Source organism: Thiomonas sp. X19, assembly GCF_900089495.1.
GTDB lineage: Bacteria > Pseudomonadota > Gammaproteobacteria > Burkholderiales > Burkholderiaceae_C > Thiomonas_A.
On sequence record NZ_LT605203.1, the window covers coordinates 4,433,944 to 4,458,310 of the forward strand.

Genomic DNA, 24,367 nt, shown 5'->3' on the forward strand with positions numbered 1-24,367 from the left:
TTACCTGAATCCGTGAGCTCGGGCATGCGGAATTTTCATAAGTTGTTGATGCATAATGGTTTATTCGATAAAATGACCCCTTTGTCTTCTCACCCAGCGGGTGAACGTTCCGGGGTATGGCATGGGGTTTGGATTTCGCGTCAAGCAACTCGACTATGACCTGACGCCGGTGGCCGGTCTGGCCCTTGTCGGTCATCACCTCAAGCGCCTCGATCCTCTGTTCAAACGCCTGGATGCCCAGTGGCCTTGCCGCGGCGGACTGCCGCCCAGCACACTGATGCGCAGCTATGTTGGCTTGCTCGCGCAGAGCAAGAGCGACTTCGATGCCATCGAAGGCTTTCGAGGCGATCGTTTCTTCCAGGAGGCGCTGGGTCTGGTGGGTGTGCCGTCCTCGCCCACCCTGCGCCAGCGCCTGGATGCGCAGGCCGCCCTGTGGTTTGACTTCACCTCCCAGGCGATTGAAGCGCTGCTGCGCAAGAGCCAACCGGACTATGGTCTTTTGCCTTGCGGTCATGTGCCGCTGGACATCGACACCTTCGCGATGGACAACTCGGGCACAGCCAAGGATGGGGTGAGCCGCACCTACGCGGGGGTCGATGGCTACTGCCCGCTGGCGGCCTACCTGGGCACGCATGGGTTTTGCCTGGAGTTCGCCCTACGTCCGGGCGCGCAGCACTCGGCTTCGGAGACGACCTACAACCTCGAGACGGCCGTGCCCATGGCGCAGCGCCTGTCGACCGCAGGCCCCAAGGCGCCGATTCTCGTGCGCATGGATGCGGGGTTTTGCTCGGCCGCCTTGATGGCCGACATGCAGCGCTGCAACAGGCCAGGACTGCCCCGGGTCGATGTTCTGATCAAGTGGAATCCCCGCAAGACCGATCCTCTGGAGGTCTTGCGACGGCAGGAACTGGAAGGGGGTTTGTTGTGGCAGCATCCGCGCGCAGGCAAGCGCGTGGCGGTTTGGGAGGTGGCCGTGCAGGTCGAAGGCATCGCCCATCGCCTGCGCCGCATTGTGCGCATCACGGAGCGCACCGTCGATGCCCGTGGCCAGCAGTTTTTGGTCCCCGAGATCATCTTGGAGGGCTGGACGACAAGCTTGCCCAAGGCCATCAGCGCCGAGGCGATCATCGACCTGTACGCCGGGCACGCTACGCACGAGCAGTTCCATGCGGAATTCAAAACCGACATGGATCTGGAGCGACTGCCCTCGGGGAAGTTCGACACGAACGATCTTGTCTGCCAGCTTGCGGCCCTGACGATGAACGTGCTGCGCCTCATGGGGCAGCAAGGGCTGCTGGGGCCGCATGCACCGGTGCGCCATGCGGCCAGGCGACGGCGTCTGAAGACTGTGATCCAGGAACTTGTCATCCGCGCAGCACGCGTGATCAACCATGGCGGGCGGCTGTGGTTGGGACTGGGCGCCAACGACAAGGCAGCCCGTGCCTTTTGCGATCTGCATGCGCAGTTCGCCGCCAGCGGCTGAAGACGCAGTCCAAGCTTTCCCAGCACCCCAAGACGCTGGCCACAAGGGCTCAGCGGGGGAACGGCTGCGCGCAACCCACCCGAAATGACCGATCAAGGGGGCCGATCGTTCGCGCACAGCCCCACAGCCCCCTTCGACACGGCGCTCGAACCGTGAACCTGCGGGAAATCGGGAAAATCGGGCCGTCACAATCAGCTTTCAAGTCGATGGATTATCGGAAGTCACGGATTCAGGCAATAAAAAGACGCGGAAGTTGATTTGCGGCAAATAGCGAGCGCGCTATTTTCATATCGGCACACATGTTGCGTCTCATTACTTTAGGACGCGCTGATTTATTCGTCCGCAGTCCACGCCTTGCCCCTGATGCGTTGAACAAGGATGCGATCTGAGAGCGCCGCCGCGATGACCCAAATGACCTTCACCGATGCCGAGACCGCGTTGCATGGGCGTGTGACCCAGCGCCAGAAGCTTCTGGCCGACATGCAGCGCATCGTGCCGTGGGCGCGACTGGTGGAGGCCGTCTATCCCAAGAGCGGGCGTCGTGGTCGTCCCCCCATCGGCGCGGAGCGCATGCTGCGGTTTCATCCAACTGTGGTTCGGGCTCAGCGATGAAGGGGCGGAAGATGCCTTGTACGACAAGCTGGAGCGCACGCCGCAGCGCGTCACGGGCTACTTCCAGGATCGCAGGGTTCGCTATGCGGCTTGATACTTCAATGGGCCGGAGCAATAGTCTCGGCGGCATCCAGACCGAATGCCATCCAGTCGTCACCGAGCAGTTCCACCGGATGCTGGCTTTGCTCGGAGCCGTTGCCGCAACGCATGGAGTCTGTCGGGCAATACTTGCTGCAGACCCAGCAGATACGCTCGGGATGCATGGAATGGATCGGAAATTTTTTGCCCATGGTGAACCTGCTCCCCGCTGTTGCGGGCAGCAGCTTGCATGAGACACCGTATCGCGCAACGGTTTTTTGACCCCGATCAAAAGGAAGAATGCCTGTATGAGCGCTGCCTCTTGCCCGTGAAGGATGTTTCACACCCCGCGCCGCGCTCGCATGGCCTTCCCGATGCCTTGGAGTTGCCCCTCGCTCAAGAGCCGTTTGGCCATGGGGAGGAGTTCGTTTTCTTCACGCGCGATGTGGCGCGTATGACGAACGATGAATTCGTCCACCGCGGCAGCGTCGAGCGCGCTCGCATCGCCCCGCGTCACGCTCTCCAGTTGCGGGCGCAACACCTGCCAAACGGCATCGAGTTCACGATGGTCATGGGTCAGTGCCATGGTGATGTCGCGCAGGCACACGGGGTCGGAGCCCGCCATCGATTCCAGCAGCGCGGGGAACAGATCTCGTTCTTCATCCGCGTGGTGATCGCGCCCTGCAGTGTCGAAATAGCGCACCACGTTCGCGGCGGCTTGTCTGGCGTCCACATCGGCTCCATGTTCGGCCAGATGAGCCGGCAGGCGTCGCAGGGTCGAGCATTGTTTTTCGATGCGTCCGTGGCAGGCCGAAAGCATGTCCAGTGGTGCGTCGAATCCCGCTGCAGCGGATGATCCGGGAAGAAGGCTGATTTCCATGTCGAACCTCGTTGAAAAAACGGCGCTCGCCGGCGCGGGCACTCATCCATGGCCATGACTTTTCCGCTGTTACCAGCGCAGGTGTTGGTGCACTGCACGCGTACATGCGTGCAAGCCATGGCAGCCTAAGCCATTAAAGAAGTAAACACAATGCATGTTTGACTGCCAGGGTTTTGCAAAACGGACATGATGATGGCCTGTGTGAAATGATGGAGAAACACCATGCCGACGTCCACGGTCTACCCGCAGCCCGATCACGAATTGACGCAAATGCGCCGAGACCTTGCTCCCGATCAATTCGACGCCTTCCGGCAGTTCAGCAAACAGGCATTCGCCGAGGGCGCGCTGGATGCGCGAACCAAACAGTTGATCGCTGTGGCTGTTGCCCACGTGACGCAGTGCCCCTATTGCATCCGCGGCCACGCCAGTGCCGCGCGCAAGGCGGGTGCCAGCCCGCAGCAGATCATGGAAGCGATCTGGGTTGCCGCCGAAATGCGTGCGGGCGCCGTTTATGCACATTCGCTTCTCGCGCTCGATACGATGCGGCGGGAAGATGCAAAAGCCGATTCGGCGTAGCCGCGCCCGCGTTCCACAACGACCCATGAAGCGGATCGCTTCATCATGAAAAACATCATGACTGCACATCTCGCCGTCAAACGCGTTGATGAACCCGTCGACGCAAGCGACGGCTTTCGTGTGCTCGTCGACAGGCTCTGGCCGCGTGGGCTGAGCAAGGACAAGGCTCACATTGATGCCTGGGCCAAAAACCTGGCGCCGAGCGACGCGCTGCGCCATTGGTTCGGCCACGAGCCGGCGAAGTGGGTCGAATTCGAGCAACGCTACGTCGCGGAACTGCAGACGCATGAAAACGCGCGGCGCGCCTTCGAGGCCGAACTGGTGAGGCATCCGCGCGTCACCCTGCTGTACGCGGCGCATGACGAGCAGCACAACAACGCGCTTGCGCTGCAAATACGCCAGCAGCGCAAGCGCGCGGCATGAAGTTCGAGTTCGAGCTCACGCCCCGTGCGCCGTTCCGGCTGGACCTGACCGTCTGGGCTTTGCGCAGGCAGCCCGGCAACCGCATCGACACCTGGGACGGCAAGCGCTACGTGCGCGGCGTGGCGTTGGACGCTTCGGTGTTGCGTATCGAAGTCGAGCACCGCGGAGAGCCTGAAACGCCGAGACTCTTCGTCGCCGTCCAGGGTTCGGAAGGCCGGCACGAAGCGGCGCGGGATGTGGTGGCCGACATGCTGCGCCGCGTGCTGGGGCTGGACGTCGATCTCGATGGTTTTTACCGTTTCGCCGCCGGCGACGCCGCGCTCGCGCCACTGGCGACGCGTTTCCGTGGCGTGAAGCCACCACGTTTTCCCACCTTGTTCGAGGCGCTGGCCAACGCCATCGCCTGCCAACAAGTGAGTCTGGCCAGTGGGATTGCCATGCTCGGCAAGCTGGCGCTGGCTGTCGCCCCGAACACCAACCTCAACGATGGCGTGCTCGCGTTCCCGCAACCGGGGGCGGTGCTGGCTGCCGGCCCCGAATTCCTGCGCGACCTGGGCTGGAGCCGACAAAAGACCGATTATCTGCTTGCAGCCGCCGCTGCGATCGAGAATGGCGCGTTGCGTGACGCGCAACTGGCGCAGGCCGACGACACGCAAGCGCTGCGGCTGCTGTCGCGGCTGCGCGGCATCAAGCGCTGGAGCGCGCAATACGTGGCCTTGCGCGGGCTCGGGCGCTTGGCTGTGTTTCCGGTGGACGATGTCGGCGCGCACAAACATCTAGCCTTGTGGCTGGGCTTGCCCGAACGGCTGGATGCGCAGTCCACCCAAGCGCTGGTGACGCGCTGGCAGCCCTATGCCGGGATGGTGTATTTCCACATCCTGCTCAAGCGGCTCGAAGACGCCGGCCAGCTCGATTCGCAACACGCATGCACAGGAGGAATCTGAACATGGCCCGGAATCGGGATGACGATTTGCCCAACCAGCATGTCGCGATGCTGGAGGCGATGCAGCGCATGCGCTCGGGCCTGCTCGCCGGCGACGTAGCCGAGGCGCGCGCCGCACGCGACGTGCTGCAAGGCCTGCACGCGGCCCACATCGCCATCGAGGAAACTGAGCTGATTCCGAAGCTTCCCGCCAGGCGCGTTGGCAGGCCAAGGTCTATCTGGCCGAGCATGCCAAGCTGGCGACGATGCTCGGTGAGTGGCACGACGTGTTGGCCCGGCAGCCCGACCGACTCGACCCGCCCAAACAGCGTCTGGCGCCGCTCGATGCTTCTCTGCCCTGACAGCACCTGCTCGAACATCATTTCGAGCACGAAGAAAAAGACTCGTTGATCGAAACGCGGCGCTGAGGCACGCTCAAGCCGCCGGAAGCGGCACAGCGACGAACTGGCGCAGCGCGGGATTCAGGCAGTCCGCCAGGGTCGTGGCGTTGAGTTCGGCATAGAACGCTCGGCGCGCGCGTTCGAGTTTCGGGCGCAAGGCGCAAAAACCGGTGAGCAGGCAGTGGCCGCCATCGTCGCGAAAACACTCGGTCAGCGCGGAATCGTCTTCCAGCCATTCAAGCGCGTCGCCAAGCCGGATTGCAGTCGCGCATTTGGCCAGCTTCACGCCGCCACCCGCGCCGCGCGTGGTCTGCACATAGCCTCCGGCAGCGAGGCGTTGCAGCACCTTGATGAGGTGATCGCGCGAAATGTCGAGCTTGGTTGCGAGCTCCGCGCTCGACCAGGTCTCGCGCTCACTGCCGGCCAGCACGAGCAGGGCGCGCAATCCGAAATCGGAGAAGGATGTCAGTCGCATAGCGGTGCCTACAAATAAGGTATTGCAAATGCCACTAAAGAATTTTATAGTGGAATCCATTGTACCTGTTCACACATCAACCCAGATCACCCCGGATCGGAGAACCCGCCATGTCCAGCCCCGACACCCCCGCAACCTCGACCTCGCTACTTGCCACGCGCCCCTTGGGTCACCTGGCGCGTGATCTGCCCGGCGCCACCGCCGTGTTTCGGCGCCATCGTCTGGACTTCTGTTGCGGCGGCGAGACGACCCTCGAAGCGGCAGCGCGGGCGCAGCAACTCGACATCGCCGCCATCGAGCGCGAGCTTCTCGCCCTGGATGTGCAAGCACCGACCGACGCGCCGCGCGATCCCGACGCCTTGATCGACCTCATCGTCAGCCGCTTCCACGACGTGCACCGGCGCGAACTCCCCGAATTGATCGCCCTGGCCACCAAGGTCGAGCGCGTGCATGCGAGCCATCCCGACGTTCCCGCCGGCCTGGCCACGCTGCTGCAAAACATGCTCGACGAGTTGCAGGCGCATATGCAAAAGGAAGAGCAGATTCTGTTTCCGATGATGCGCCGCAACCCCGGCGGCTTCCTCGCGCCGCCGATCGCACGCATGCGCGAAGAACACGACGACCACGGCCGCATGCTGCAGCGCGTGCAGGAACTCACCCACGAACTGCGACTTCCCGCCGAGGCGTGCAACACCTGGCGCGCGCTGTATGCGGGCCTGGACAAATTCATCGCCGACTTCATGCAGCACGTCCACACCGAAAACAACATTCTTTTCCCGCAATTCGAAGGCCGGGGCTGAAGCCTTCGCGCCCCCCGGACCATCTTTTCCACCGCAAACCACCCCAACCCAAGGAACCGACCATGGAACCCCTGAATGTCGTCAACCAGCCGCATTCCCACCACCGCGCCGACCGCACCTATCCCTTCGACGCCAGCGGCATCGCCAAGCGCTTCCGCCACGCGGCGATTTTCGGCGCGCTCGACGCGCTGGAGCCCGGCGAAACCATGGCGTTTTTCAACGACCACGATCCGCTGCCCCTGCTTGCGCAAATCGAGCAGCATTTCGGCAACAAGGTGCGCATCGAATATGTCAGCCGCTCGCCCGAAGGCGTGCGCATCGACTTCCACGTGCAAGACGGAGCCTGAGCCGCGGGGCCGATCCCGCCAGCGCCACCGCCCGCGCTGGCGCGGCATCCCGCTTCGCCGCGTCGGGTCACGCGCTCACCACAACCCCGCTTGCAGCCGCGCGCCCTCGCTCATGCGCTCCAGGCTCCAGGGCGGATCCCACACGAGTTCGACGTTGATCTGCTCGATACCCGGAATGCGGCTGAGCTTGTCATGCACTTCCTGGGTCAGGATGGAACCCATGCCGCAGCCGGGGGCGGTGAGGGTCATGTCGATGTCGACCTTCCAGCCGATGCCGCTTTCGTCGGCCGCTTGCACCTCGCAACGGTAGACCAGGCCGAGTTCGACGATGTTGATCGGAATCTCGGGGTCGTAGCAGGTGGCGAGTTGCTCGATCACGGCGTTTTCCGCTTCCTCGCGGGTCGTCGGCGCCGGAAGCCGTTCCGACTGCGCATCGATCAGGCCGAGGGCGTCGGCGTGCACGCCGTCGATGCGGTACATGCGGCCATCGGACACCACGGTGATATGACTGCCCAGGCGTTGGGTGATACGCACTTCAGTGTCTTTGAGCAGCACCCCGGTAGTGCCCAGCGGCACCAAGGTGGCGGGCGTGTCGCGCGTAAGCGTCAGGGTCTTGCCGACTGGCTCATCGCTCATGGATGCACACTCGCATCGGTCGGCGCCTCGGTGTTGGCCACCGCTGCGGCCTGGGCCAAGGCATTGCGCAGGGTGTGCCAGGCCAGCATGGCGCATTTCACCCGTGCGGGAAACTGCTTGACACCTTCGAGCACTTGCAGCTTGCCTAAAGCCTCGGGCTGCGCGGTTTGGTCTTCGACCAGCACGCCGTGCATGGAGTCGAACAGCGCCAAGGCTTCCTCCACGCGCTTGCCCTTGACCGCCTCGGTCAGCAGCGAGGCCGACGCGGTGGAAATGGCACAGCCTTCGCCGGTGAAGGCCACGTCTTCGATGCGGCCATCGTCGTCCACCTGCAATTCGAGCTCAATGCGGTCGCCGCACAGCGGGTTGTCGCCTTGGGCGCTGCGGTTGGGGTGCGGCAAATGGCCGAAATGGCGTGGCCTGCGGTAGTGGTCGAAGATCACGTCCTGATACAGGCCACGCAGATCGGGCGTGGCGTCGTCGGGGCGGGTTGCGGGCATGGCTCGGCCTCGGTTCAGGCGGCGAACATCGCGTGCGCCTTGCGCACGGCGCGCACCAGCGCATGCATGTCGCCTTCGGTGTTGTAGACGCCTAGTGAAGCCCGTGCCATTGCCGCGACTCCATAGCGCTGCATCAGCGGCATCGCGCAATGGTGGCCGGCGCGAATCGCCACGCCTTCGGCGTCGACAATCGTTCCAAGATCGTGCGCGTGGATGCCCTCGACGTTGAACGACACCACGCCGATTTTGTCCGCAACCGTGCCGTGAATGCGCAACCCGGGAATGCGCAAGAGTTCGTTTTGCGCCAGCTCCAGCAACGCGCGCTCGTGCGCGCGGATCGCGTCCCAACCCAGGCTTTGCACGCAGTCGATCGCCGCGGCCAAGCCCACGGCGCCGGTAATGTGCGGGGTGCCGGCCTCGAAGCGTGCCGGCGGATCGGCGTAGGTGGTGAACTCGAAGCTCACGGTGCGGATCATGTCGCCGCCGCCTTGGTACGGAGGCATCGCGGCGAGGTGCTCGGCGCGGCCCCAGAGCACGCCGATGCCGGTCGGCCCGTAGAGCTTGTGGCCGGAGAAGACATAGAAGTCGCAACCCAGCGCCTGCACGTCCACCGGCAAGTGAGCCACCGCCTGCGCACCGTCGACCAGAACCGGCACGCCGTGTGCATGGGCAAGCTGCACGATGCGCGCCACGTCGTTGACGGTGCCAAGCACGTTGGACACGTGCGTGACAGCCAACATGCGTGTGCGGGTCGTGAGCAGTGCGGGCAGGGCTTGCAGGTCGAGCACGCCGCCGTCGCTGATCGGCAGCACGCGCAGCTTGGCACCAGCGGCTTCGCAGACCATCTGCCAAGGCACGATGTTGGCATGGTGCTCCATCGCCGTCACCAGCACTTCGTCACCGGGCTGCAGGCGTGGGCGCGCGAAGCTTTGCGCCACCAGGTTGATCGCCTCGGTGGCGCCGCGCACGAACACGATTTCTTTGCTGCTTGCCGCATGCAAAAACGCTGCGGCCTTGGCCCGTGCGGACTCGAAGGCGTCGGTGGCGCGTTGCGACAGCAGATGCACGCCGCGATGCACGTTGGCGTAATCGCGCAACTCGAACGCGCGCATCGCGTCGAGCACGGCCAGCGGCTTTTGCGTCGTCGCCGCGTTGTCCAGATACACCAGCGGCTTGCCGCGCAGGGTCTGGGCGAGGATGGGGAATTGCTCGCGCACCGCCGCGAGTTGCGGGCCAAGGGTCGATAGCGATTCGCACGCGTTCATGCCGAAACCTCCGAGGCTTCGATCACTAGGCCTTGCCGCGCCGCAAGCCGTGCGCGGACATGCGCGCGCAAGGGCTCCCAGCCGATGTCGGGCAGCGCCGCGGCAATGAACGCCTGCACCAGCATGGCACGCGCGTCTTGCGGTGCGATGCCGCGCGACAGCAGATAAAAACGAGCCTCGGCGTCAAGCTGGCCGACCGTGGCGCCGTGGCTGCACAGCACGTCGTCGGCGTCGATCTGCAGTTGCGGACGGGTGTCGGCCTCGGCGCGCGGCGACAGCAGCAGGTTGCGGTTGATCATGCCGGCGTCGGTTTTCTGCGCGTCCGGGTGCACGTTCACGCGGCCGGTGAACACGCCGTGCGCGGCGGCGTCGAACACGCCGCGCACATGGGTGCGGCTGGTGCCGCGCGGGTGGCGGTGCTCGATGCCCATGTGCACGTCGCCATGTTGCTCGGCACCGAGCACGCTGGCCCCGCGCAGTTCGGTACGGCAGCCCGGCGCCTCGTGCTCGACGTGAAGTTCCTGGCGCGACAGTCTCGCCCCCAGGACCAACGCCTGCGCATCGAGGACGCTGCCCTCGCCCTGGGCCACATGCAGTTGCGAAACGTGCGCGGCGGCGTCGGACTCGTCCTGCAAGCGCACGTGCTCCAGATTCGCCCCGCGCGCCAACTCCGCCCGGGTCACGCTGGTCGCCAGATAAGGCCCCGCCTGCGCGACGCCGATATGCTGCTCGATCACGCGCGCCGAAGAACCCTGCCCCAAGCGCAGCAGATGGCGCACATGGCTGGCGCCGCCACGCGTTTGCATCACGATGACGATGACGGGCGCGGCAAGGCATACGCCATCGGCGAGTTCGAGCACCATGCCGTCGCGCGCGAACATGCGGTTGATCGCGTCGAAGGCGTCGCCGTGCGCGGCGGGTGAAAGCGCTTCACTGGCACGCGTGGGTGGCTGCGCTCCGGGTGCGCCCCACGGCGCGAGTCTCACCCCCGGTGGAACGCCGTCCAGGTGCGAAAGGGCCACGTCGAAGTGGCCATCGACGAAGGCCAGACGCAGACAGCCGCCGACGAGCAAGGCACCAGCTTCCCGCAGCGCATCGACGGCGAGCGGCGCGGAAGACATTGTGGTGGAGACATCGAGGGCGTCGAGCAGGCGCAGGCTGGTGTACTTCCAGTCCTCGCAGTGACGCGTCGGCAGGCCGCTGCGCAGCAATGCCTCAAGGGCGTCGCGACGCGATTGCGCGACGCCGGCGGGCTCGGCCGGAGCGTCGGCGTCGACCGCGTCGAACGCCTGGATGAAAGCTTCGAGCGCTCCCATGCTCAGACCTCCTGCGCACTGGGCGCGGCCACGCCTTGTTGCAACCAGGCATAGCCCTCGCGCTCGATGCGCCGCGCCAGCTCCGGCCCGCCCGAGGTGACGATGCGCCCTTGCCAAAGCACGTGCACGCGGTCGGGGACGATGTGATCGAGCAGGCGTTCGTAGTGGGTGATCAGCACGAAGGCGCGCTCGGCGGCGCGCATGGTGTTGACGCCCTGCGCCACGGCCTTGAGCGCGTCCACATCCAGACCCGAATCGGTTTCGTCGAGAATGGCCAGACGCGGCTGCAGCAAGGCCATCTGCAGCATTTCGTTGCGCTTTTTCTCGCCGCCGGAAAAACCTTCGTTGACGCCGCGCTGGAGGAATTTCTCATCCATGCCGAGTTCGCGCATCAGCGCTTTGACTTTTTGCAGAAACTCCATCGCGTCGAGTTCGGGCAGGCCCTGATGTTTGCGCTGGGCGTTGAGCGCGGCCTTCAGCAGGTAAACGTTGGACACGCCGGGAATCTCCACCGGGTACTGAAAGGCGAGGAACAGCCCGGCGCGCGCGCGTTCCTCGGGCGGCATGGTGAGCAGATCCATGCCGTCGAAGCGCGCTGATCCGCCGCTGACGTGATACAGGTCGCGTCCGGCGAGCACCTGCGCCAGCGTGCTCTTGCCCGAGCCGTTGGGGCCCATGATGGCGACGACCTCGCCGGCGGCGATGTCCAGATCGACACCGGCAAGCACAAGTTTGCCGTCGATTTCCGCCTGCAGGCCGCGCACCTGCAACAGCGGCTGTGCGGCTTGCGTTTCAAGTATTGTTCGCGCCTGGATTTGCATTGGGGTCGGCATGTTCGTCCTCCGTTGTCGCGTCGTTCAGCCCACGCTGCCTTCGAGGCTGACGCCGAGCAGCTTTTGCGCCTCGACGGCGAATTCCATCGGCAACTGCCTGACCACTTCGCGGGCGAAGCCGTTGACGATCATCGCCACCGCGTCCTCGGCGGAGATGCCGCGCTGCATGCAGTAGAAGAGCTGATCTTCGCCGACGCGCGAAGTCGTCGCCTCGTGTTCGACCTGGGCGCTGGGGTTGCGCACTTCGATGTACGGAAACGTGTGCGCGCCGCAGCGGCTGCCGATCAGCAGCGAGTCGCACTGCGTGTAGTTGCGCGCACCTTCCGCCTTGGGAAGCACCTTCACCAAGCCGCGGTAGGTGTTGCTGCCGCGGCCGGCGGAAATGCCTTTGGAGACGATGGTGCTGCGGGTGTTGCGGCCGATGTGGATCATCTTCGTGCCGGTGTCGGCCTGCTGAAAATGGTTGGTCAGCGCCACCGAATAGAACTCGCCGACCGAATCATCCCCGCGCAGCAGCACACTCGGATATTTCCAGGTGATCGCAGATCCCGTTTCCACTTGGGTCCAGGAAATACGCGAGCCAGCGCCGCGGCACTCGCCGCGCTTGGTGACGAAGTTGTAGATGCCGCCCTTGCCGTCCTTGTCGCCGGGGTACCAGTTCTGTACCGTCGAATATTTCACCCGCGCGTCGTCGAGGGCGATGATTTCCACCACCGCCGCGTGCAACTGGTTTTCGTCGCGTCGCGGCGCGGTGCAGCCCTCCAGGTACGAGACCTGCGCGCCCTCGTCGGCGATGATCAGCGTGCGCTCGAACTGGCCGCTGTCCTTGGCGTTGATGCGGAAGTAGGTGGAAAGCTCCATCGGGCAACGCACGCCCTTGGGGATGTAGACGAAGCTGCCGTCGGTGAACACCGCGGCGTTGAGCGCGGCGAAAAAATTGTCGCCCGGCGGAACCACCGATCCGAGATAGGCCCGCACCAGCTCGGGGTGGTTTTGCACCGCGTCGGAAAACGAGCAGAAGACGACGCCGTGCTTGGCCAGTTTGTCCTTGAAGGTCGTGGCCACCGACACCGAGTCGAACACCGCGTCCACCGCCACACCGGCCAGCGCCGCCCGTTCGTGCAGCGGGATGCCGAGTTTTTCGTACACCCGCAGCAGTTCGGGATCGACCTCGTCGATGCTCTTGGGCACATTGGTGCGTTTCGGCGCGGCGTAATAGTGGATGTCCTGGTAGTCGATCGGCGGATGGTGGATCTTGGCCCAGGTCGGCTCGGTCATGGTGAGCCAATGCCGGTACGCCTTCAGCCGCCACTGCAGCAGGAAATCGGGCTCGCTCTTTTTCTTGGAGATGAGCCGGATGATGTCTTCATTCAAACCCTTCGGGGCGAGGTCGGACTCGATCGGCGAGCTGAAACCGGCCGCGTAATCGCGTTCGAGAAAAGCGTCGAGCGCCTGGTTGCTTTTACTCATCGAAACGTCTCCTCGGGCTTGGGGCTGGGTTCGCGTCAGGCCGCTTGCGCCGCCGCGGCGCGTGCGAGAACGGACACGCCTGTCGTCACGCCGGACGCCAGCACCATCTGGCACACATGCTCCAGTCGCTCGACATGCTCGAACGCATCCCAAGGCGAGCGGCCGATGGCCACCACGCCGTGCCGGTCGAGGCCGACGATATGCGGCGTCAAGCCGAACTGCGGATCGAAAGCTTCGGCGCATGCCACGGCGAGTTCCTCGCTGGTGGCCGGCAGCGCCGCCACGTTGCGGCCGACCCGGGTGTAGCGCGTGACTTCCGGGAAAGCCTCGGAGAGTTCGTGCAAATCGAAACCTGCGACCATCGCCGCGACGATGTAGGTGGGATGCAGGTGCAACACGGCGCCGTCCCCGGCGCGCTGCATCGCCTGCAAGCGCAGGTGCAAGCCGTATTCGCCTGACGCTCCCGCGGGCGTCAGCCCTTGCGCGATTTGGGCCGCGCCGACATGCAGCATCTGCGCCGGCTGCAGCCGTGCCTTGACCACGCCGCTTTGCGAAATCCAGAAGCCGTCGCCACGCGCGTCACGCACCGAGACGTTGCCGTCGCGGTGCGTGATCCAGCTCTTGGCGTAGGCGGCGTGCATGGTTTCGCAGGCTTGCGCGACCAGCAGATCGTTGCGCTGGGCGAATTGGGCTTCGAGGAGATGGGCGGTCGTCATGGTGTGGTCGTTGCCGGGCCTTGGGTCGGCAAGGCGCGCAAAGCCGGGCCGGGCTGAACTTAATGTGGGTCTAAATTTACCACTTCAAGTCCGCAGCGGCCACGCTCCAGAAATACCCATGCCGAAAGTAGTGAAAACGCGAAAACACGTCATCACACGCTACGCTGAAACGGCGTAGGAGCCATGCTGACCGCAAGGCCTGCGCCAAGCGAGACAGTGGAGGTAGCAGGCGTGAACAAGGACGATCTTCCCCCGGGCCCGGATCTGACCCAAGGCGTAGCCGCAAGCGAACTCACCGACGGCCGACCGCTGCTTGGTCATATCGGCGGCCAGGCGGTGATGCTGGTGCGCCAAGGCGATGCGGTGCATGCGCTGGCCGCCACGTGCACACACTACGGTGGGCCGCTGGCCGAAGGGCTCGTGGCCGACGGCACCGTGCGCTGTCCCTGGCATCACGCCTGTTTCGACCTGGCCGGCGGAGCAGTGCGCGCGCCGCCGGCGCTGGCGCCGCTCGATTGCTGGGATGTGAACCGCGAAAACGGCATCGTGCGCGTTGGAGCCAAGCGCGTACCGCGGGCCCCGCCAAGGCCGCCGCGCAGCCCCGGCAGCGTGGTCATCGCCGGCGGCGGCGCGGCGGGTGAAGCGGCAGCCAGTGCGCTGCGCGAATTCGGCTTCGACGGCAGCATCACTCTGCTGGCGGCCGATTCCGCAGCGCCGGTGGATCGGCCCAATCTGTCCAAGGACTATCTCGCCGGCAAGGCTCCCGAGGACTGGCTTTGGCTGCGCGCAAACGATTACTGGGCGCAACAGCGCATCGACCTGCGCCTGCACAGCCGCGCCACCGAGCTTGACCTGTCGCGGCGCCGCGTGGGCTGCGCAAATGGTGAGAGCTTCGCATTCGACGCTCTGCTGCTGGCCACCGGGGCCGTCCCGCGGCGGCTAGACATCCCCGGCGCCCGGTTGCCGCATGTGTACTTGCTGCGCAGCCTGCACCATTGCCAGGCGATCATTGAAGCAGTGCAAGCCGGCGCAAAAAAAGTGGCGGTGATCGGCGCGAGTTTCATCGGCCTGGAGGTGGCCGCCGCCTTGCGCGAGCGCGGGGCGCAGGTGCAGGTCATCGCGCCCGAATCCGCGCCGCTGGCGCGGGTGTTCGGGCCGCGACTGGCTGCCGCCGTCGCCGCCAAGCACCGCGACATGGGAACCCACCTGCACCTGGGGTGCAAACCGGTGGCCATCCACGCCGACACTGTGGAACTCGACGACGGCACCCGAGTACCAGCCGACCTGGTGGTGATGGGCGTGGGCGTGCAGCCAGCCGACGAACTGGCGCGCGAAGCGGCGTTGGTGGTCGATCGCGGCATCGTCGTCGATGCGCGACTGCGAACCAGCGCGCCTGGGGTGTGGGCCGCCGGCGACGTCGCACGCTTCCCCGACCCGTTCGGGGTGGCGGGCGCCGTGCGCATCGAGCACTGGGCCGTGGCGCAGGCCCAAGGGCGGCTCGTGGCGCGCAATATGCTCGGCTTCGACGAGGCTTACCAGCAAGTGCCGTTTTTCTGGAGTCAGCATGGCGACATGACTGTGTCCTACGTCGGCCACGCCGAGAGCTGGGACACACTCGACGAATCCGGCGACCCGCAGCGGGGCGACTATCTGTGCCGCTTCATCGCTGGGGGCCGTGTGCTCGCGGTGGCCAGCGTCGGCCGTGATCTGGATGGTCTGCGCGAGGAACTGGCGATGGAAAAACAACTCGCCGCAGCGGTCTGAGTGCGCGCGAACCCACAAAGCGCGCACCCCCAGATGAACTGCAGACACAGGCACGAGACATGATGGTCGCTCTATAGGCGAAGGAAGGCCCGTCTCCGGTATCGTGGATTGCGCACTCTGAGAGTGTGCCGAGCCACATGCGGCGGGTTTCCCCAGCCGCAAACCGTATGGAGACGAGCCATGGACGAGAGTATCAAGTTCTTCGTTGGTCTGGATGCGCACAAGGACAGCATCGCGGTTGCTGTGTGCGAAGCCGGGCGAGAGCCGAGCCGTTTCGTGGGCACCCTCGGGCCCGACGTGCAGGGGGTTCTCAAGACGCTGCGCAAGTACGGTCCGGCGCGGCAGGTGAGCGTGGTCTACGAGGCCGGGCCCACCGGCTACGGGCTGCATCGAGAGCTGACTCGGCGCGGCTATCGCTGCGAGATCATTGCACCCTCGTTGATACCGCGGCGAGCAGGCGAACGAATCAAGACTGATCGGCGCGATTGCGCCCGGCTGGCCGAGCTGTCGCGCGCCGGCGAGCTCAAGGCCATCTGGGTGCCCGACGAGGCCCACGAAGCGATGCGCAATCTCTGGCGGGCACGCGAGGACGCGGTCAACCTGCGCCTGAAGGTGCGTCAACAGCTCAAAGCGTTCCTGCTGCGCCAGGACCGCCGCTATGCCGGCAAGACGTCCTGGACCAAGATGCATCAGCGCTGGATCGCCGATCAGCACTTTGCTCACCCTGCAGATCAGATCGCGCTGACGGAATACCAACTGGCCGTGCAAGCGACCGAGGAGCGAGTGCAGCGGTTGACGGCTGCGCTGCAGCAGATAGTCCAAGGCTGGCGCTTCGAGCCGGTCGTGGCGGCGCTGCGGGCGCTGCGCGGCATCGACACCGTCAGCGCCATCGGCCTGGTGTGCGAGGTCGGAGACATCAGCCGCTTCGGCACGGCGCGCCAGCTCATGGGCTACCTTGGACTCGTGCCTTCGGAGCATTCCAGCGGCAACAGTGTGCGGCGCGGCTCGATCACCAAGACCGGCAATGCTCACGCGCGGCGCTTGCTGACCGAGGCAGCATGGAACTATCGATTCCCGGCACGCATAAGCAACGAGTTGCGTGACCGTAGCAAGGCGCTCTCGCCGGGCATCCGCACCCACGCCTGGAAGGCCCAGGTCCGCCTGTGCTCGCGATTTGCGCAACTGTCGAGTCGGGGCGTGCAGGCCAACAAGGTCTGCGTGGCGGTGGCGCGGGAGTTGGCCGGATTCGTCTGGGCCATTGCACAGCAGGCGGCGCCAACCCCTGAGGCACGATAGATCCAGCCCAGTGGCACGAGGTGATGCGGCACGATCACGATAGGAAAAACCCTCACCAACACTATCCACAGAACCCTTCGGGGCAACCTGCGCCACTAGGAGACTGTCGGACTTTGCGGTCTTCCGGATGAAGACGCTATCCGAGACAATTGCTGCTGCACAACCGAGAGCCCGAGCCGATGAGCCGCTTCGTCCCTGTTGACCGAGACACCGCATATCTGTTGCCACCGTCGGTGGACGAATGGCTGCCCACTGATCACTTGGCGCGCTTCGTGGTCGAAGTCATCGAGCAGCTTGATCTGGGCGATCTGGCCCGACAGTACGCAGGCCGGGGCTCGGCGGCGCACCATCCGGCGGTGCTGCTGGGCCTGCTGATCTACGGCTACGCCAACGGCGTGCACTCCAGCCGCAAGATCGAGCGGGCGACCTACGACTCGGTGGCGTTCCGCTTTGTTGCGGCCAATACCCACCCCGATCACGACACGCTGGCGACGTTCCGCCGCCGCTTCTTGAAGGAGGTGGAGGCACTGTTCGTGCAGGTGCTGGTTCTGGCGCGCGAGATGAAGCTGCTCAAGCTCGGACACATCGCGCTGGATGGCACCAAGATCGACGCCAACGCCAGCAAGCACAAGGCCTTGTCGTGGGCTCATGCCAACAAGATCGAGGCGCAGCTGCGCCAGGAAGTACAAACGCTGCTGGCGCTGGCAGAGAACAGCGACCGCGCGACGGTACCCGACGGCATGGATGTGCCGGCGGAGATCGCCCTGCGTGCAGATCGCTTGAGCGCAATCGCGCAGGCCAAGGCCAAGATCGAGCAGCGCGCCAGCGAACGCCATCAGGTCGAGCAGCAGGAGTACGAGGCCAAGACCGCCAAGCGCCAAGCCCAGCGCGAGGCGGGCAAGAAGCCGCGCGGCAAGGACCCTGAGCCGCCAGAGGCCGGCCCCCGGAGCAGCGATCAGGTCAACCTCACGGATGAAGAGTCGCGCATCATGCCCGTGTCGGGTGGGGGCTTCGAGCAAAGCTACAACGCACAAGCCGGCGTGGACATCGCGACGATGATGGTGATCACCCAGCATGTGAGCCAGGCATCCAACGACAAGCGCGAAGTTGTGCCTACGCTGCAGCAGATCCAAGCGTTACCCGCGGTGCTGGGCGAGGTGCACACGCTCATCACGGACAACGGCTTCTTCAGCCAAGCCAACGTGATCGCGTGCAACGACGCGGGTATCGAGCCGCTGCTGGCGCTCAAGCGGGAGTCGCATCACACGCCGGTGATGGGGCGCTTTGCACCCGATGTGCCCGAGCCCCAGACGACGGATCCGCTCGTGCAGATGGCACACCGCCTGGGCACGCAAGCAGGCCGAGCCCTGTACGGCCTGCGCAAGCAGACAGTGGAGCCGGTGTTCGGCATCATCAAGCAAGTGATGGGTTGGCGCCAGATGAGCATGCGCGGGCTGGCCAAGGCACAAGGCGAATGGAGCTTGGTGACCATGGCTTGGAACATCAAGCGCATGCACGTCCTGCGAGCCGCGTGAGGGCAATAGTGCGCCCCGACCACGCCAAAACCGAGTCCCCAGGCCGCCCCATGTGCCCTCACAGTGTCTCGCCAACCATCGAGAGCGTTCGATCAGCGCGCCGCTGTCAAAAAAAACGCGTCGCACTGATCAATCGGATTCGCTCGGGTTCAAGTCCGACAGCCTCCTAGAGCGAGGCAGCTTCCATGACGGATCGATGCACGGTGGTAATCAACCCACGAATATCAGTCTGATCCATCGTCGCAGCAGCAGACTTGTGCCGCATCACCCCGTGCCACTGGATCCACATCGAAGCCCTGCGCCTATTGACAAGAGCGACCATATCAGTGTTGGCGAGGATTTCGGGCGTTGCCTCGCGAGCGTCACCACTTCGAACCCGGCGTTTCCACCCCTGCCAACGCCTCTCTACGCTTACTTTTCTCTGGTGGTTTCGCGAGCGTGCGCGATGTCGCATCTAGGAAAATCAATGGGTTAGATGGCGGCGGTTGTCCCTGGCAACTTCTGTAGCGGAGGCGACCGACGTCGATCACACGCCACTACACACGGAGGCCGTCTCACGCAACCTGCTGCTCATCTTCTTTACCCAGTCGGACCACGCCGACACGATTCGCGCAGGACGCCGAGCCCAGCCAGGTGTGCGGATTGCCTGCCCAGCACCAGCCGAGCTTGGGTCTGGACTCGCTCAGCCAGAGCGCAGGCACCCGCTTGTCGCCGCATCGCGAGGCAAGCATCGAGAAGCAGTGGTTCGGTTGCAGGAAGTCAGGGATAGTGGGTCAGCAGCGCGATGCCTTCGTGAATCGTCACTGGACTTCGCCCAGCATCGGCGATCAACGCGTAGGCCGCGTCGGGGGTAACGTTTCGGGTCGCGTCGCCACGGTCGATGTCCCGGAGAAGGTAGGCATCCCCCTCCGGCACGCCTGCTCCGGCAATAGTGGAAAAGTCGTTCAGGGTCTTCGGGTACAGCTTCTCGATGGCCTGCTTGCCCTGACGTTTCACCAGATCGAGCATTTGCGCCGACGAAGTCGCGGGCGTGTTGATCACAAGCACGAACGGCACACGCCCCTGCGCAGCATCGGGTTCAGGCCTGTCCGGCGGGATCAATTGCCCGAGCGGTGCCAGCGTTTCGTCAAACTGCCTGTCCGTCATACCGAGCATCGCCGGGTAGCGCAGGCGGATCAGCGTGTCGATTTGTTGCGTGAAGATCGGATGTGGCATGCATGACTCCGCGGGTTTGAGGGCACGATTGGATTCATTGGCCGGAAACAGAGTTCCGGGGCAACAGTGCGCTTCGTTTCCGGCAACGTGGACAAGGACTGGCAAGATGCCGCACTATCAGAAGGAAGAGGATCGAAAATGAGTGAGCACCGAATCTTCAGGATGTCTTTCGCCAGGCTCTATCCGGCCCTTGTCCAGAAAGCCGAGCGCAAAGCGCGCACCCAGGCCGAAGCCGACCGGATCATCTGCTGGCTGACCGGCTACACGCCCGAGTCGCTGCACAGGCAAATCGAACGCGAATGCGACGTCGAGACCTTCTTTGCCGAAGCCCCGGCCATGCATCCAAATGCGGCGCTCATCCAGGGCGTGGTGTGTGGCGTGCGCGTGGAAACCGTCGAAGACCCGCTGATGAAGAAGATTCGTCAGCTCGACAAGCTGATCGACGAATTGGCCAAGGGCAAGGCAATGGAGAAGATACTGCGGCAGTGATACAGACAATTGCTTGCACGCAGGCCTTGATCGGCGCTGCATGCCCTCCATGAGCGCCATCACCGGGTGGATGCGCTTCTCTCGCTGGCTGCATCACCTGACTCATCACCTGTGATGATCAGATCGAATGGTAGGCCCGCCAGGACGTGCTCGAAATAGTGCGCCTCGGCGTCGATCCATTGCTGCTCCCAAGCGCCGATACCGCCATCCCGGGCTTGCAACCGTCGCAGACGCACGACGTCGTTAAGATTGACGAATACGCGTAGATCGACCAGATCAGACAGTTCCGGGCGCGCGCTGTAGACGCCTTCGAGGATGACGACGGGCGCGGGCGCGATCAGCGCTTCGGCGGCGCACAGCGAGCCGTCGAAGGCATCCCAGTCGAAAGCATGGTGGCGGGCGACCTGACCCTCGTGCAGATTGATGAGCACCTCACGCTGCCGCCGCCAATCGAGGCACGCGCCGACGCGTTCGGCGGGCGTGTCGTCACGCAGATGCACACCACCGGCGTAAAAGTCGTCACCTTCGATCACCACGGCGTCGAGCAGGCTGGCCAGTCGGCGCGCCAGCGTAGATTTGCCGACGCCGCTGCAGCCGTCCAGCGCCACGACATACGGACGCTCCTGTTCGCCACGGCGTGCCTGGATGAACGCGGCCAGATCGGTCGCGTGGCAGAGCCGATCATTGCCCAAGTCGATGCTTGCTCCCAATCTCAGTCCTTCGACAGCAGCGCCGTGTAGCGCCGCTGCATTTCCTGCGGCTCCACCTTCTCGATGGCATGGCCGATCAGCCAGCGGTGGCCGAAGGGGTCGCGCACCACGCCGGATCGCTCGCCGTAGAACTGATCCTGCGCCGCCCGCTCCAGCGTGGCGCCGGCGCTCACCGCCTGTACAATCACCGCGTCGGCGTCGTCGACGTGCAGATGCAGCCGGTGCGAAACCGCGCCGGTGGGCGGTGGACATTCGATGCCGAACTCCGGAAAAGCCTCGCTGAACATGATCACCGTTCCGCCGAAATCGAGTTCGAGGTGTCCGATGCGACCTTCGGGTTCGACCAGGCGGAACAACTCGGTCGCGCCGAATGCGCGCTGGTAGAACGTGGCGGCGGCGTCGGCATCCGAGACGCACAGATAGGGGAACACTTCTTCAATCGTCACGACCGGACTCCTGTTGCATGAACCGACTCTCAGCGTACCCATCGAATCGGCGCGCGTCTTGAAGATTTTTGCGGTAGCGCGCACGCGGTTCGTCCACGGGCACCGACACGTGCAGACCATCGCCGCCCGCCTGGTGCCAGTAGGCCAGCGGCGTGAGACCCGTCAGTTCGACGAACTCGCGCGTCAGGTGCGACTGGTCGCTGAACCCCGCGTCGGCCGCCACGGCTGCCAGGGGCGTTCCGCCTTCACGCAGCGCCCGCGCCGCTGCGTGAAGGCGCAGTACGCGCAGACAGGCTTTCGGCGCGATGCCCACCGACTCGCGGAAACGCTCGATGAACTGGCGATGGCTCATCCCGCTTGCCGCAACCGCCGCGTGGACGCTGGCGAACGTCGGCAAAATCGCCAGCGCAGCGGCAATGCCGGGATGCAGCGCGTGCACAGGCGGCAGGCGCGCAAGCAGCGCGACTTCGAGAATGTGCAAGCGCGCCTGTGCGGTCGGTGCGAGCACGAGACGTTCGTGCAAGTTGTCGGCGTCACTACCCCAGAGTTCGTTCAGGCAGGTATGCCGCCCGGCGAGTTCGTGCGCGGCCACGCCGAAGAGACTGCGCGCTGCGCCCGACCGCAGAACCGCGCCCACCGACGCGGAAAGCACGGCCGATTCACGGACGTAGAACCGTGTGCGCACACCGCCGATCAGCGCGCCGGTCAAGCGCTGCGGTGGCTGGGCGGACGAATCCGAGATCCAGAGCGGCTCGGTGCCAAGACGGAACACCAGATGCGTCGCGCCGCTTGGCAGCAAGTGCTCTCGACGGATCGCGCTTGTGCACGAGGCATTCGTTGTCGCGCTTGCCCACAGGTAGGCGACGAACGGGCGCAACGCGGCCAGCGGCTGCCGCCGAATGGACGTGGCCGCTACTTGCGGATTCTCATCGCGTTGCGCGCCGATCATTCCTGCTCCCATCCCGATGGCGTATCAGCGTCGCGCTTGTACGTCATGCCATCGACGACGAAGCGACCGCCCGGTGCCAGTGCGGCCGCAACGCGCGGCCACCCACGCGCGCCAGCCTCGGGATGACGGCCGTCGAATGCGCCTACGCGCACCGCGACGATGAGATCGAACGGCGCTTCGCCGGGTGCCAGCACGAAGTCTTCCGCCGCTACCTGCCGGAAGGCGAGGTGTCCGGCGGCGATCGCTGCGTCCGAGGCCGCCACCGCTTGAGCTATCGCACATGCCGAACGGTCGATGCCCAGCACCTGCCCCAGCACCACACGCTCGGCCATGGCCCGTGCGAGCGCCCCCGGGCCGCAGCCGATTTCGAGCACACGCATGCCGGGCGCGAGTGGCAGCGTGTCGAGTATGGCCTGCAGGCGCGGGGACAGCATGTTTGCAGACATCGGTTCAGCCCCTTGGATGCCGGGTCTGCATTCAACCGCCCATCGGTTTAGACATGTGCTGATGCACGATCTTCCAGTCCGAGCCGGATTTGATCAGGCAGAACGCGGCGCGAACCATGTCACGAAATGGCTTTCCATTCGATAGGGTGCCACCACACTGCAGGAGGTCATACGCAAACCCAGACTCTACGCTGGCATGGATGACGAGGTCTTCAAGCTCGAACAGCATCGTCCCCTCGACATCAGGCTGCCATTCGTCCCAACCTGCCCGATACTGGGCGTCGCTCCAGTTCATCGTCAATATGTGGCTCACACCTTCGCCGCCTTCCACCGCCCGCGCGAGAACAGCCACAGCGTGAACACGCCGACTGCGGTCTCGGAGACGAACACGCCCCAGAACACGCCCGAATGCGCCATCCCCAGCGGCAGCGCGAGCGCCCAGGCGAGCGGAATCTGGATCAGCCAGAAGAATACGAGGTTGATCCAGGTCGGCGTCATCGTGTCGCCCGCGCCGTTGAAGGCCTGCACCGCGACCATCCACCAGCCGTAGACGAAGTAGGAATACGCGAGGATCGAGAGCCATTCGCCGCCGATGGCGATGACGGTGGCGTCATCGGTGAAGAGGCCGATGATCGCGTCGTGCCAGACGAAGAAGGCGACCGAGACCACGAGCGTGAACGCCATGTTCATCCAGCCGATGCGCCACACCGCCGCCTCAGCGCGGCCCGGTTCGCCCGCGCCGAGGTTCTGGCCGACGAGCGTTGCGGCGGCGTTGGACATGCCCCAGGCCGGCATCAGGGTGAACATCATCACCCGCATGGCGATGGTCGCGCCCGCCACGGCCTCGGTCGAAACGCTGGCGAGGATGCGCATGAGGAAGACCCACGCGGTCATCGCGACGATCATCTGGCCGATGCCGCCGAGCGAGGTGTGCACGATCTGCGCCAGCGTACCCAGGTCTAGCCGCAGGTGGCGGCGCAGCACGCGCAGGTGCTCACTGCCGCGCGCGAGAATCCAGAGCTGCATCAGCACGCCCGCGCCGCGCCCGAGATTTGTTGCGATCGCCGCCCCCTCGATGCTCATGGCGGGAATCGGCCCCCAGCCGAAGATGAGCAGGGGGTCGAGCACGATGTTGAGCGCGTTCGCCACCCACAGCACCCGCATCGCCGCTGCCGCGTCGCCCGCGCCACGGAAGATCGCGTTGATGACGAACAGCAGCAGGATGACCGCGTTGCCGCCGAGCATCCATTGCGTGTAGCGGTAGCCGTGTTCTATGGCCCAGGCATCCGCGCCCATCAGGCGCAGCAGATCCTGCGCCCAGACGATGCCGATCACCGCAAAGGGCAGTGACACCGCCACCGCAACAACGACGGCCTGCACTGCCGACAGCGCTGCCTCCTCGCCGCGCTGTTCGCCCACGCGCCGCGCGACGATGGCGGTGACCGCCATCGCCAGCCCCATCGCGATCGAGTACAGAAGGAAGAGGTAAGTCTCAGTCAGCCCGACCGTGGCCACCACCGACGCACCGAGCTTGGCGACGAAGAAGATGTCGACGACCGCGAAGGTCGATTCGAACACCAGCTCCAGCATCATCGGGATGGCGAGCAGGAACACTGCGCGCTTCAACGGAATGCGCGTGTAATCGGCGTTGCTGCCGCGCAGCGCGGCGCGCAGATCGGCCCAGAATGAGGGCGTGGCCGCATGCGCCATGCCGGTGGCGTTCATGCTGGCATCCCCAGATATCGATGAGCATACGGCAGCCGCCCGACGCGGTGCGAAGCGTG

Annotated in this window: 29 protein-coding genes and 1 pseudogene; 12 read left to right on the plus strand and 18 right to left on the minus strand. The window is 64.8% G+C overall.

Features of this window, described 5'->3' with window-relative positions; all coding sequences use genetic code 11:
* Positions 1-121: 121 nt before the first annotated feature.
* Positions 122-1,483, plus strand: coding sequence for an IS1380-like element ISCARN34 family transposase (locus tag THIX_RS21730; protein ID WP_086558171.1), 1,362 nt, complete (start codon positions 122-124; stop codon positions 1,481-1,483).
* A 402-nt stretch (positions 1,484-1,885) separates the two neighbouring features.
* Positions 1,886-2,126: pseudogene (locus tag THIX_RS21735) on the plus strand (IS5/IS1182 family transposase); the annotation flags it as partial.
* 67 nt (positions 2,127-2,193) lie between these two features.
* On the opposite strand, the gene THIX_RS21740 reads toward THIX_RS21735, so the two are convergent.
* On the minus strand, positions 2,194-2,385 hold the full coding sequence (locus tag THIX_RS21740; RefSeq protein ID WP_112487867.1) for a DUF3079 domain-containing protein: 192 nt from the start codon (positions 2,383-2,385) through the stop codon (positions 2,194-2,196).
* 128 nt (positions 2,386-2,513) lie between these two features.
* Positions 2,514-3,053 (minus strand): hemerythrin domain-containing protein, encoded by a 540-nt coding sequence (locus tag THIX_RS21745; protein WP_112487868.1) that lies wholly within the window; start codon positions 3,051-3,053, stop codon positions 2,514-2,516.
* Positions 3,054-3,275: 222 nt separating this feature from the next.
* On the opposite strand from THIX_RS21745, the gene THIX_RS21750 reads away from it, so the two are divergent.
* From THIX_RS21750 to THIX_RS21765, 4 genes are read left to right on the plus strand one after another with little or no spacing between them, the layout of a single operon-like run.
* Positions 3,276-3,629, plus strand: a complete 354-nt coding sequence (locus THIX_RS21750) for a carboxymuconolactone decarboxylase family protein (RefSeq protein ID WP_112487869.1) — start codon at positions 3,276-3,278, stop codon at positions 3,627-3,629.
* A 57-nt stretch (positions 3,630-3,686) separates the two neighbouring features.
* Positions 3,687-4,052: a DUF488 domain-containing protein gene (locus THIX_RS21755; protein WP_112488548.1), complete on the plus strand. Its 366-nt coding sequence runs from the start codon at positions 3,687-3,689 to the stop codon at positions 4,050-4,052.
* A complete protein-coding gene (locus THIX_RS21760) occupies positions 4,049-4,996 on the plus strand; it encodes a DNA-3-methyladenine glycosylase (protein ID WP_112487870.1) in 948 nt (315 codons plus the stop codon). The genes THIX_RS21755 and THIX_RS21760 overlap by 4 nt, the downstream gene beginning before the upstream one ends.
* 2 nt (positions 4,997-4,998) lie before the next feature.
* On the plus strand, positions 4,999-5,385 hold the full coding sequence (locus tag THIX_RS21765; RefSeq protein ID WP_233224677.1) for a hemerythrin domain-containing protein: 387 nt from the start codon (positions 4,999-5,001) through the stop codon (positions 5,383-5,385).
* A 24-nt stretch (positions 5,386-5,409) separates the two neighbouring features.
* On the opposite strand, the gene THIX_RS21770 is transcribed toward THIX_RS21765, so the two are convergent.
* Positions 5,410-5,850 (minus strand): Rrf2 family transcriptional regulator, encoded by a 441-nt coding sequence (locus THIX_RS21770; protein ID WP_112487871.1) that lies wholly within the window; start codon positions 5,848-5,850, stop codon positions 5,410-5,412.
* Between the two features lie 110 nt (positions 5,851-5,960).
* Here THIX_RS21770 and ytfE point away from each other — a divergent pair, with 110 nt between their 5' ends.
* Positions 5,961-6,650, plus strand: a complete 690-nt coding sequence (ytfE, locus tag THIX_RS21775) for an iron-sulfur cluster repair protein YtfE (RefSeq protein ID WP_112487872.1) — start codon at positions 5,961-5,963, stop codon at positions 6,648-6,650.
* A 62-nt stretch (positions 6,651-6,712) separates the two neighbouring features.
* Complete coding sequence (locus THIX_RS21780; RefSeq protein WP_112487873.1) at positions 6,713-6,997, plus strand: DUF2249 domain-containing protein; 285 nt, start codon at positions 6,713-6,715, stop codon at positions 6,995-6,997.
* 75 nt (positions 6,998-7,072) lie between these two features.
* Here the strand turns inward: THIX_RS21780 and sufT are convergent, their stop codons facing one another.
* The 7 genes from sufT to THIX_RS21815 form a co-directional block, all read right to left on the minus strand.
* The gene (sufT, locus tag THIX_RS21785; protein ID WP_112487874.1) at positions 7,073-7,633 is read right to left on the minus strand and encodes a putative Fe-S cluster assembly protein SufT; all 561 of its coding nucleotides are present in this window, start codon (positions 7,631-7,633) and stop codon (positions 7,073-7,075) included.
* Entirely contained in the window at positions 7,630-8,133 is a 504-nt protein-coding gene (gene sufU, locus THIX_RS21790; RefSeq protein WP_112487875.1) for a Fe-S cluster assembly sulfur transfer protein SufU, read from the minus strand. The genes sufT and sufU overlap by 4 nt, the downstream gene beginning before the upstream one ends.
* Before the next feature lie 14 nt (positions 8,134-8,147).
* A complete protein-coding gene (locus tag THIX_RS21795; RefSeq protein ID WP_112487876.1) occupies positions 8,148-9,398 on the minus strand; it encodes a cysteine desulfurase in 1,251 nt (416 codons plus the stop codon).
* Positions 9,395-10,714, minus strand: coding sequence for a Fe-S cluster assembly protein SufD (gene sufD / locus THIX_RS21800; RefSeq protein ID WP_112487877.1), 1,320 nt, complete (start codon positions 10,712-10,714; stop codon positions 9,395-9,397). The genes THIX_RS21795 and sufD overlap by 4 nt, the downstream gene beginning before the upstream one ends.
* A 2-nt stretch (positions 10,715-10,716) precedes the next feature.
* Positions 10,717-11,487, minus strand: coding sequence for a Fe-S cluster assembly ATPase SufC (gene sufC / locus THIX_RS21805; RefSeq protein WP_112488549.1), 771 nt, complete (start codon positions 11,485-11,487; stop codon positions 10,717-10,719).
* Positions 11,488-11,571: 84 nt separating this feature from the next.
* Positions 11,572-13,017, minus strand: a complete 1,446-nt coding sequence (gene sufB / locus THIX_RS21810) for a Fe-S cluster assembly protein SufB (RefSeq protein ID WP_112487878.1) — start codon at positions 13,015-13,017, stop codon at positions 11,572-11,574.
* Between the two features lie 35 nt (positions 13,018-13,052).
* Positions 13,053-13,733, minus strand: coding sequence for a class II aldolase/adducin family protein (locus THIX_RS21815; RefSeq protein WP_112487879.1), 681 nt, complete (start codon positions 13,731-13,733; stop codon positions 13,053-13,055).
* A gap of 231 nt (positions 13,734-13,964) precedes the next feature.
* Here THIX_RS21815 and THIX_RS21820 point away from each other — a divergent pair, with 231 nt between their 5' ends.
* The 3 genes from THIX_RS21820 to THIX_RS21830 all read left to right on the plus strand — a co-directional run bounded on the left by THIX_RS21820 (position 13,965) and on the right by THIX_RS21830 (position 18,328).
* Positions 13,965-15,497 carry an FAD-dependent oxidoreductase gene (locus THIX_RS21820; protein ID WP_233224678.1) on the plus strand — a complete coding sequence of 511 codons (1,533 nt, stop codon included), beginning with the start codon at positions 13,965-13,967 and terminating at the stop codon, positions 15,495-15,497.
* A gap of 180 nt (positions 15,498-15,677) precedes the next feature.
* Positions 15,678-16,793 (plus strand): IS110-like element ISCARN28 family transposase, encoded by a 1,116-nt coding sequence (locus THIX_RS21825; RefSeq protein WP_112487881.1) that lies wholly within the window; start codon positions 15,678-15,680, stop codon positions 16,791-16,793.
* 179 nt (positions 16,794-16,972) lie between these two features.
* The gene (locus THIX_RS21830) at positions 16,973-18,328 is read left to right on the plus strand and encodes an IS1182-like element ISThsp16 family transposase (protein WP_112484377.1); all 1,356 of its coding nucleotides are present in this window, start codon (positions 16,973-16,975) and stop codon (positions 18,326-18,328) included.
* A gap of 554 nt (positions 18,329-18,882) precedes the next feature.
* Here THIX_RS21830 and THIX_RS25030 read toward each other — a convergent pair.
* Positions 18,883-19,095, minus strand: a complete 213-nt coding sequence (locus THIX_RS25030) for a DUF5701 family protein (protein ID WP_371413026.1) — start codon at positions 19,093-19,095, stop codon at positions 18,883-18,885.
* On the minus strand, positions 19,088-19,543 hold the full coding sequence (locus THIX_RS21835) for a DUF5701 family protein (protein WP_199195345.1): 456 nt from the start codon (positions 19,541-19,543) through the stop codon (positions 19,088-19,090). The genes THIX_RS25030 and THIX_RS21835 overlap by 8 nt, the downstream gene beginning before the upstream one ends.
* 87 nt (positions 19,544-19,630) lie before the next feature.
* Between THIX_RS21835 and THIX_RS21840 the strand changes: the two genes are divergently transcribed.
* Positions 19,631-20,032, plus strand: a complete 402-nt coding sequence (locus tag THIX_RS21840; RefSeq protein ID WP_233224679.1) for a DUF2200 domain-containing protein — start codon at positions 19,631-19,633, stop codon at positions 20,030-20,032.
* Between the two features lie 59 nt (positions 20,033-20,091).
* On the opposite strand, the gene THIX_RS23650 is transcribed toward THIX_RS21840, so the two are convergent.
* The 6 genes from THIX_RS23650 to THIX_RS21870 all read right to left on the minus strand — a co-directional run bounded on the left by THIX_RS23650 (position 20,092) and on the right by THIX_RS21870 (position 24,308).
* Positions 20,092-20,640 (minus strand): uridine kinase, encoded by a 549-nt coding sequence (locus THIX_RS23650; RefSeq protein ID WP_158540979.1) that lies wholly within the window; start codon positions 20,638-20,640, stop codon positions 20,092-20,094.
* 104 nt (positions 20,641-20,744) lie between these two features.
* Positions 20,745-21,188 (minus strand): VOC family protein, encoded by a 444-nt coding sequence (locus tag THIX_RS21850; protein ID WP_112487884.1) that lies wholly within the window; start codon positions 21,186-21,188, stop codon positions 20,745-20,747.
* The gene (locus tag THIX_RS21855; RefSeq protein ID WP_158540980.1) at positions 21,178-22,137 is read right to left on the minus strand and encodes a helix-turn-helix transcriptional regulator; all 960 of its coding nucleotides are present in this window, start codon (positions 22,135-22,137) and stop codon (positions 21,178-21,180) included. The genes THIX_RS21850 and THIX_RS21855 overlap by 11 nt, the downstream gene beginning before the upstream one ends.
* Positions 22,134-22,583, minus strand: a complete 450-nt coding sequence (locus THIX_RS21860; protein WP_112487886.1) for a cyclopropane-fatty-acyl-phospholipid synthase family protein — start codon at positions 22,581-22,583, stop codon at positions 22,134-22,136. The genes THIX_RS21855 and THIX_RS21860 overlap by 4 nt, the downstream gene beginning before the upstream one ends.
* Before the next feature lie 31 nt (positions 22,584-22,614).
* Positions 22,615-22,878 (minus strand): nuclear transport factor 2 family protein, encoded by a 264-nt coding sequence (locus THIX_RS21865; RefSeq protein WP_112487887.1) that lies wholly within the window; start codon positions 22,876-22,878, stop codon positions 22,615-22,617.
* Positions 22,879-22,892: 14 nt separating this feature from the next.
* Positions 22,893-24,308, minus strand: a complete 1,416-nt coding sequence (locus THIX_RS21870; protein WP_112487888.1) for an MATE family efflux transporter — start codon at positions 24,306-24,308, stop codon at positions 22,893-22,895.
* Between the last annotated feature and the right edge of the window lie 59 nt (positions 24,309-24,367).

What these genes read in the sequence shown, in the direction of transcription:
- THIX_RS21770 (WP_112487871.1), bottom strand. Translation starts at nt 5,850, where the DNA reads ATGCGACTGACATCCTTCTCCGATTTCGGATTGCGCGCCCTGCTCGTG.
- THIX_RS21835 (WP_199195345.1), bottom strand. Translation starts at nt 19,543, where the DNA reads ATGCCACATCCGATCTTCACGCAACAAATCGACACGCTGATCCGCCTG.
- sufU (WP_112487875.1), bottom strand. Translation starts at nt 8,133, where the DNA reads ATGCCCGCAACCCGCCCCGACGACGCCACGCCCGATCTGCGTGGCCTG.
- sufT (WP_112487874.1), bottom strand. Translation starts at nt 7,633, where the DNA reads ATGAGCGATGAGCCAGTCGGCAAGACCCTGACGCTTACGCGCGACACG.
- THIX_RS21815 (WP_112487879.1), bottom strand. Translation starts at nt 13,733, where the DNA reads ATGACGACCGCCCATCTCCTCGAAGCCCAATTCGCCCAGCGCAACGAT.
- ytfE (WP_112487872.1), top strand. Translation starts at nt 5,961, where the DNA reads ATGTCCAGCCCCGACACCCCCGCAACCTCGACCTCGCTACTTGCCACG.
- sufB (WP_112487878.1), bottom strand. Translation starts at nt 13,017, where the DNA reads ATGAGTAAAAGCAACCAGGCGCTCGACGCTTTTCTCGAACGCGATTAC.
- THIX_RS21780 (WP_112487873.1), top strand. Translation starts at nt 6,713, where the DNA reads ATGGAACCCCTGAATGTCGTCAACCAGCCGCATTCCCACCACCGCGCC.
- THIX_RS21730 (WP_086558171.1), top strand. Translation starts at nt 122, where the DNA reads ATGGGGTTTGGATTTCGCGTCAAGCAACTCGACTATGACCTGACGCCG.
- sufD (WP_112487877.1), bottom strand. Translation starts at nt 10,714, where the DNA reads ATGGGAGCGCTCGAAGCTTTCATCCAGGCGTTCGACGCGGTCGACGCC.
- THIX_RS21855 (WP_158540980.1), bottom strand. Translation starts at nt 22,137, where the DNA reads ATGATCGGCGCGCAACGCGATGAGAATCCGCAAGTAGCGGCCACGTCC.
- THIX_RS21755 (WP_112488548.1), top strand. Translation starts at nt 3,687, where the DNA reads ATGACTGCACATCTCGCCGTCAAACGCGTTGATGAACCCGTCGACGCA.
- THIX_RS21870 (WP_112487888.1), bottom strand. Translation starts at nt 24,308, where the DNA reads ATGAACGCCACCGGCATGGCGCATGCGGCCACGCCCTCATTCTGGGCC.
- THIX_RS21795 (WP_112487876.1), bottom strand. Translation starts at nt 9,398, where the DNA reads ATGAACGCGTGCGAATCGCTATCGACCCTTGGCCCGCAACTCGCGGCG.
- THIX_RS21745 (WP_112487868.1), bottom strand. Translation starts at nt 3,053, where the DNA reads ATGGAAATCAGCCTTCTTCCCGGATCATCCGCTGCAGCGGGATTCGAC.
- THIX_RS21740 (WP_112487867.1), bottom strand. Translation starts at nt 2,385, where the DNA reads ATGGGCAAAAAATTTCCGATCCATTCCATGCATCCCGAGCGTATCTGC.
- THIX_RS21760 (WP_112487870.1), top strand. Translation starts at nt 4,049, where the DNA reads ATGAAGTTCGAGTTCGAGCTCACGCCCCGTGCGCCGTTCCGGCTGGAC.
- THIX_RS21860 (WP_112487886.1), bottom strand. Translation starts at nt 22,583, where the DNA reads ATGTCTGCAAACATGCTGTCCCCGCGCCTGCAGGCCATACTCGACACG.
- THIX_RS21830 (WP_112484377.1), top strand. Translation starts at nt 16,973, where the DNA reads ATGAGCCGCTTCGTCCCTGTTGACCGAGACACCGCATATCTGTTGCCA.
- THIX_RS21765 (WP_233224677.1), top strand. Translation starts at nt 4,999, where the DNA reads ATGGCCCGGAATCGGGATGACGATTTGCCCAACCAGCATGTCGCGATG.
- THIX_RS21865 (WP_112487887.1), bottom strand. Translation starts at nt 22,878, where the DNA reads ATGAACTGGAGCGACGCCCAGTATCGGGCAGGTTGGGACGAATGGCAG.
- THIX_RS21825 (WP_112487881.1), top strand. Translation starts at nt 15,678, where the DNA reads ATGGACGAGAGTATCAAGTTCTTCGTTGGTCTGGATGCGCACAAGGAC.
- THIX_RS21750 (WP_112487869.1), top strand. Translation starts at nt 3,276, where the DNA reads ATGCCGACGTCCACGGTCTACCCGCAGCCCGATCACGAATTGACGCAA.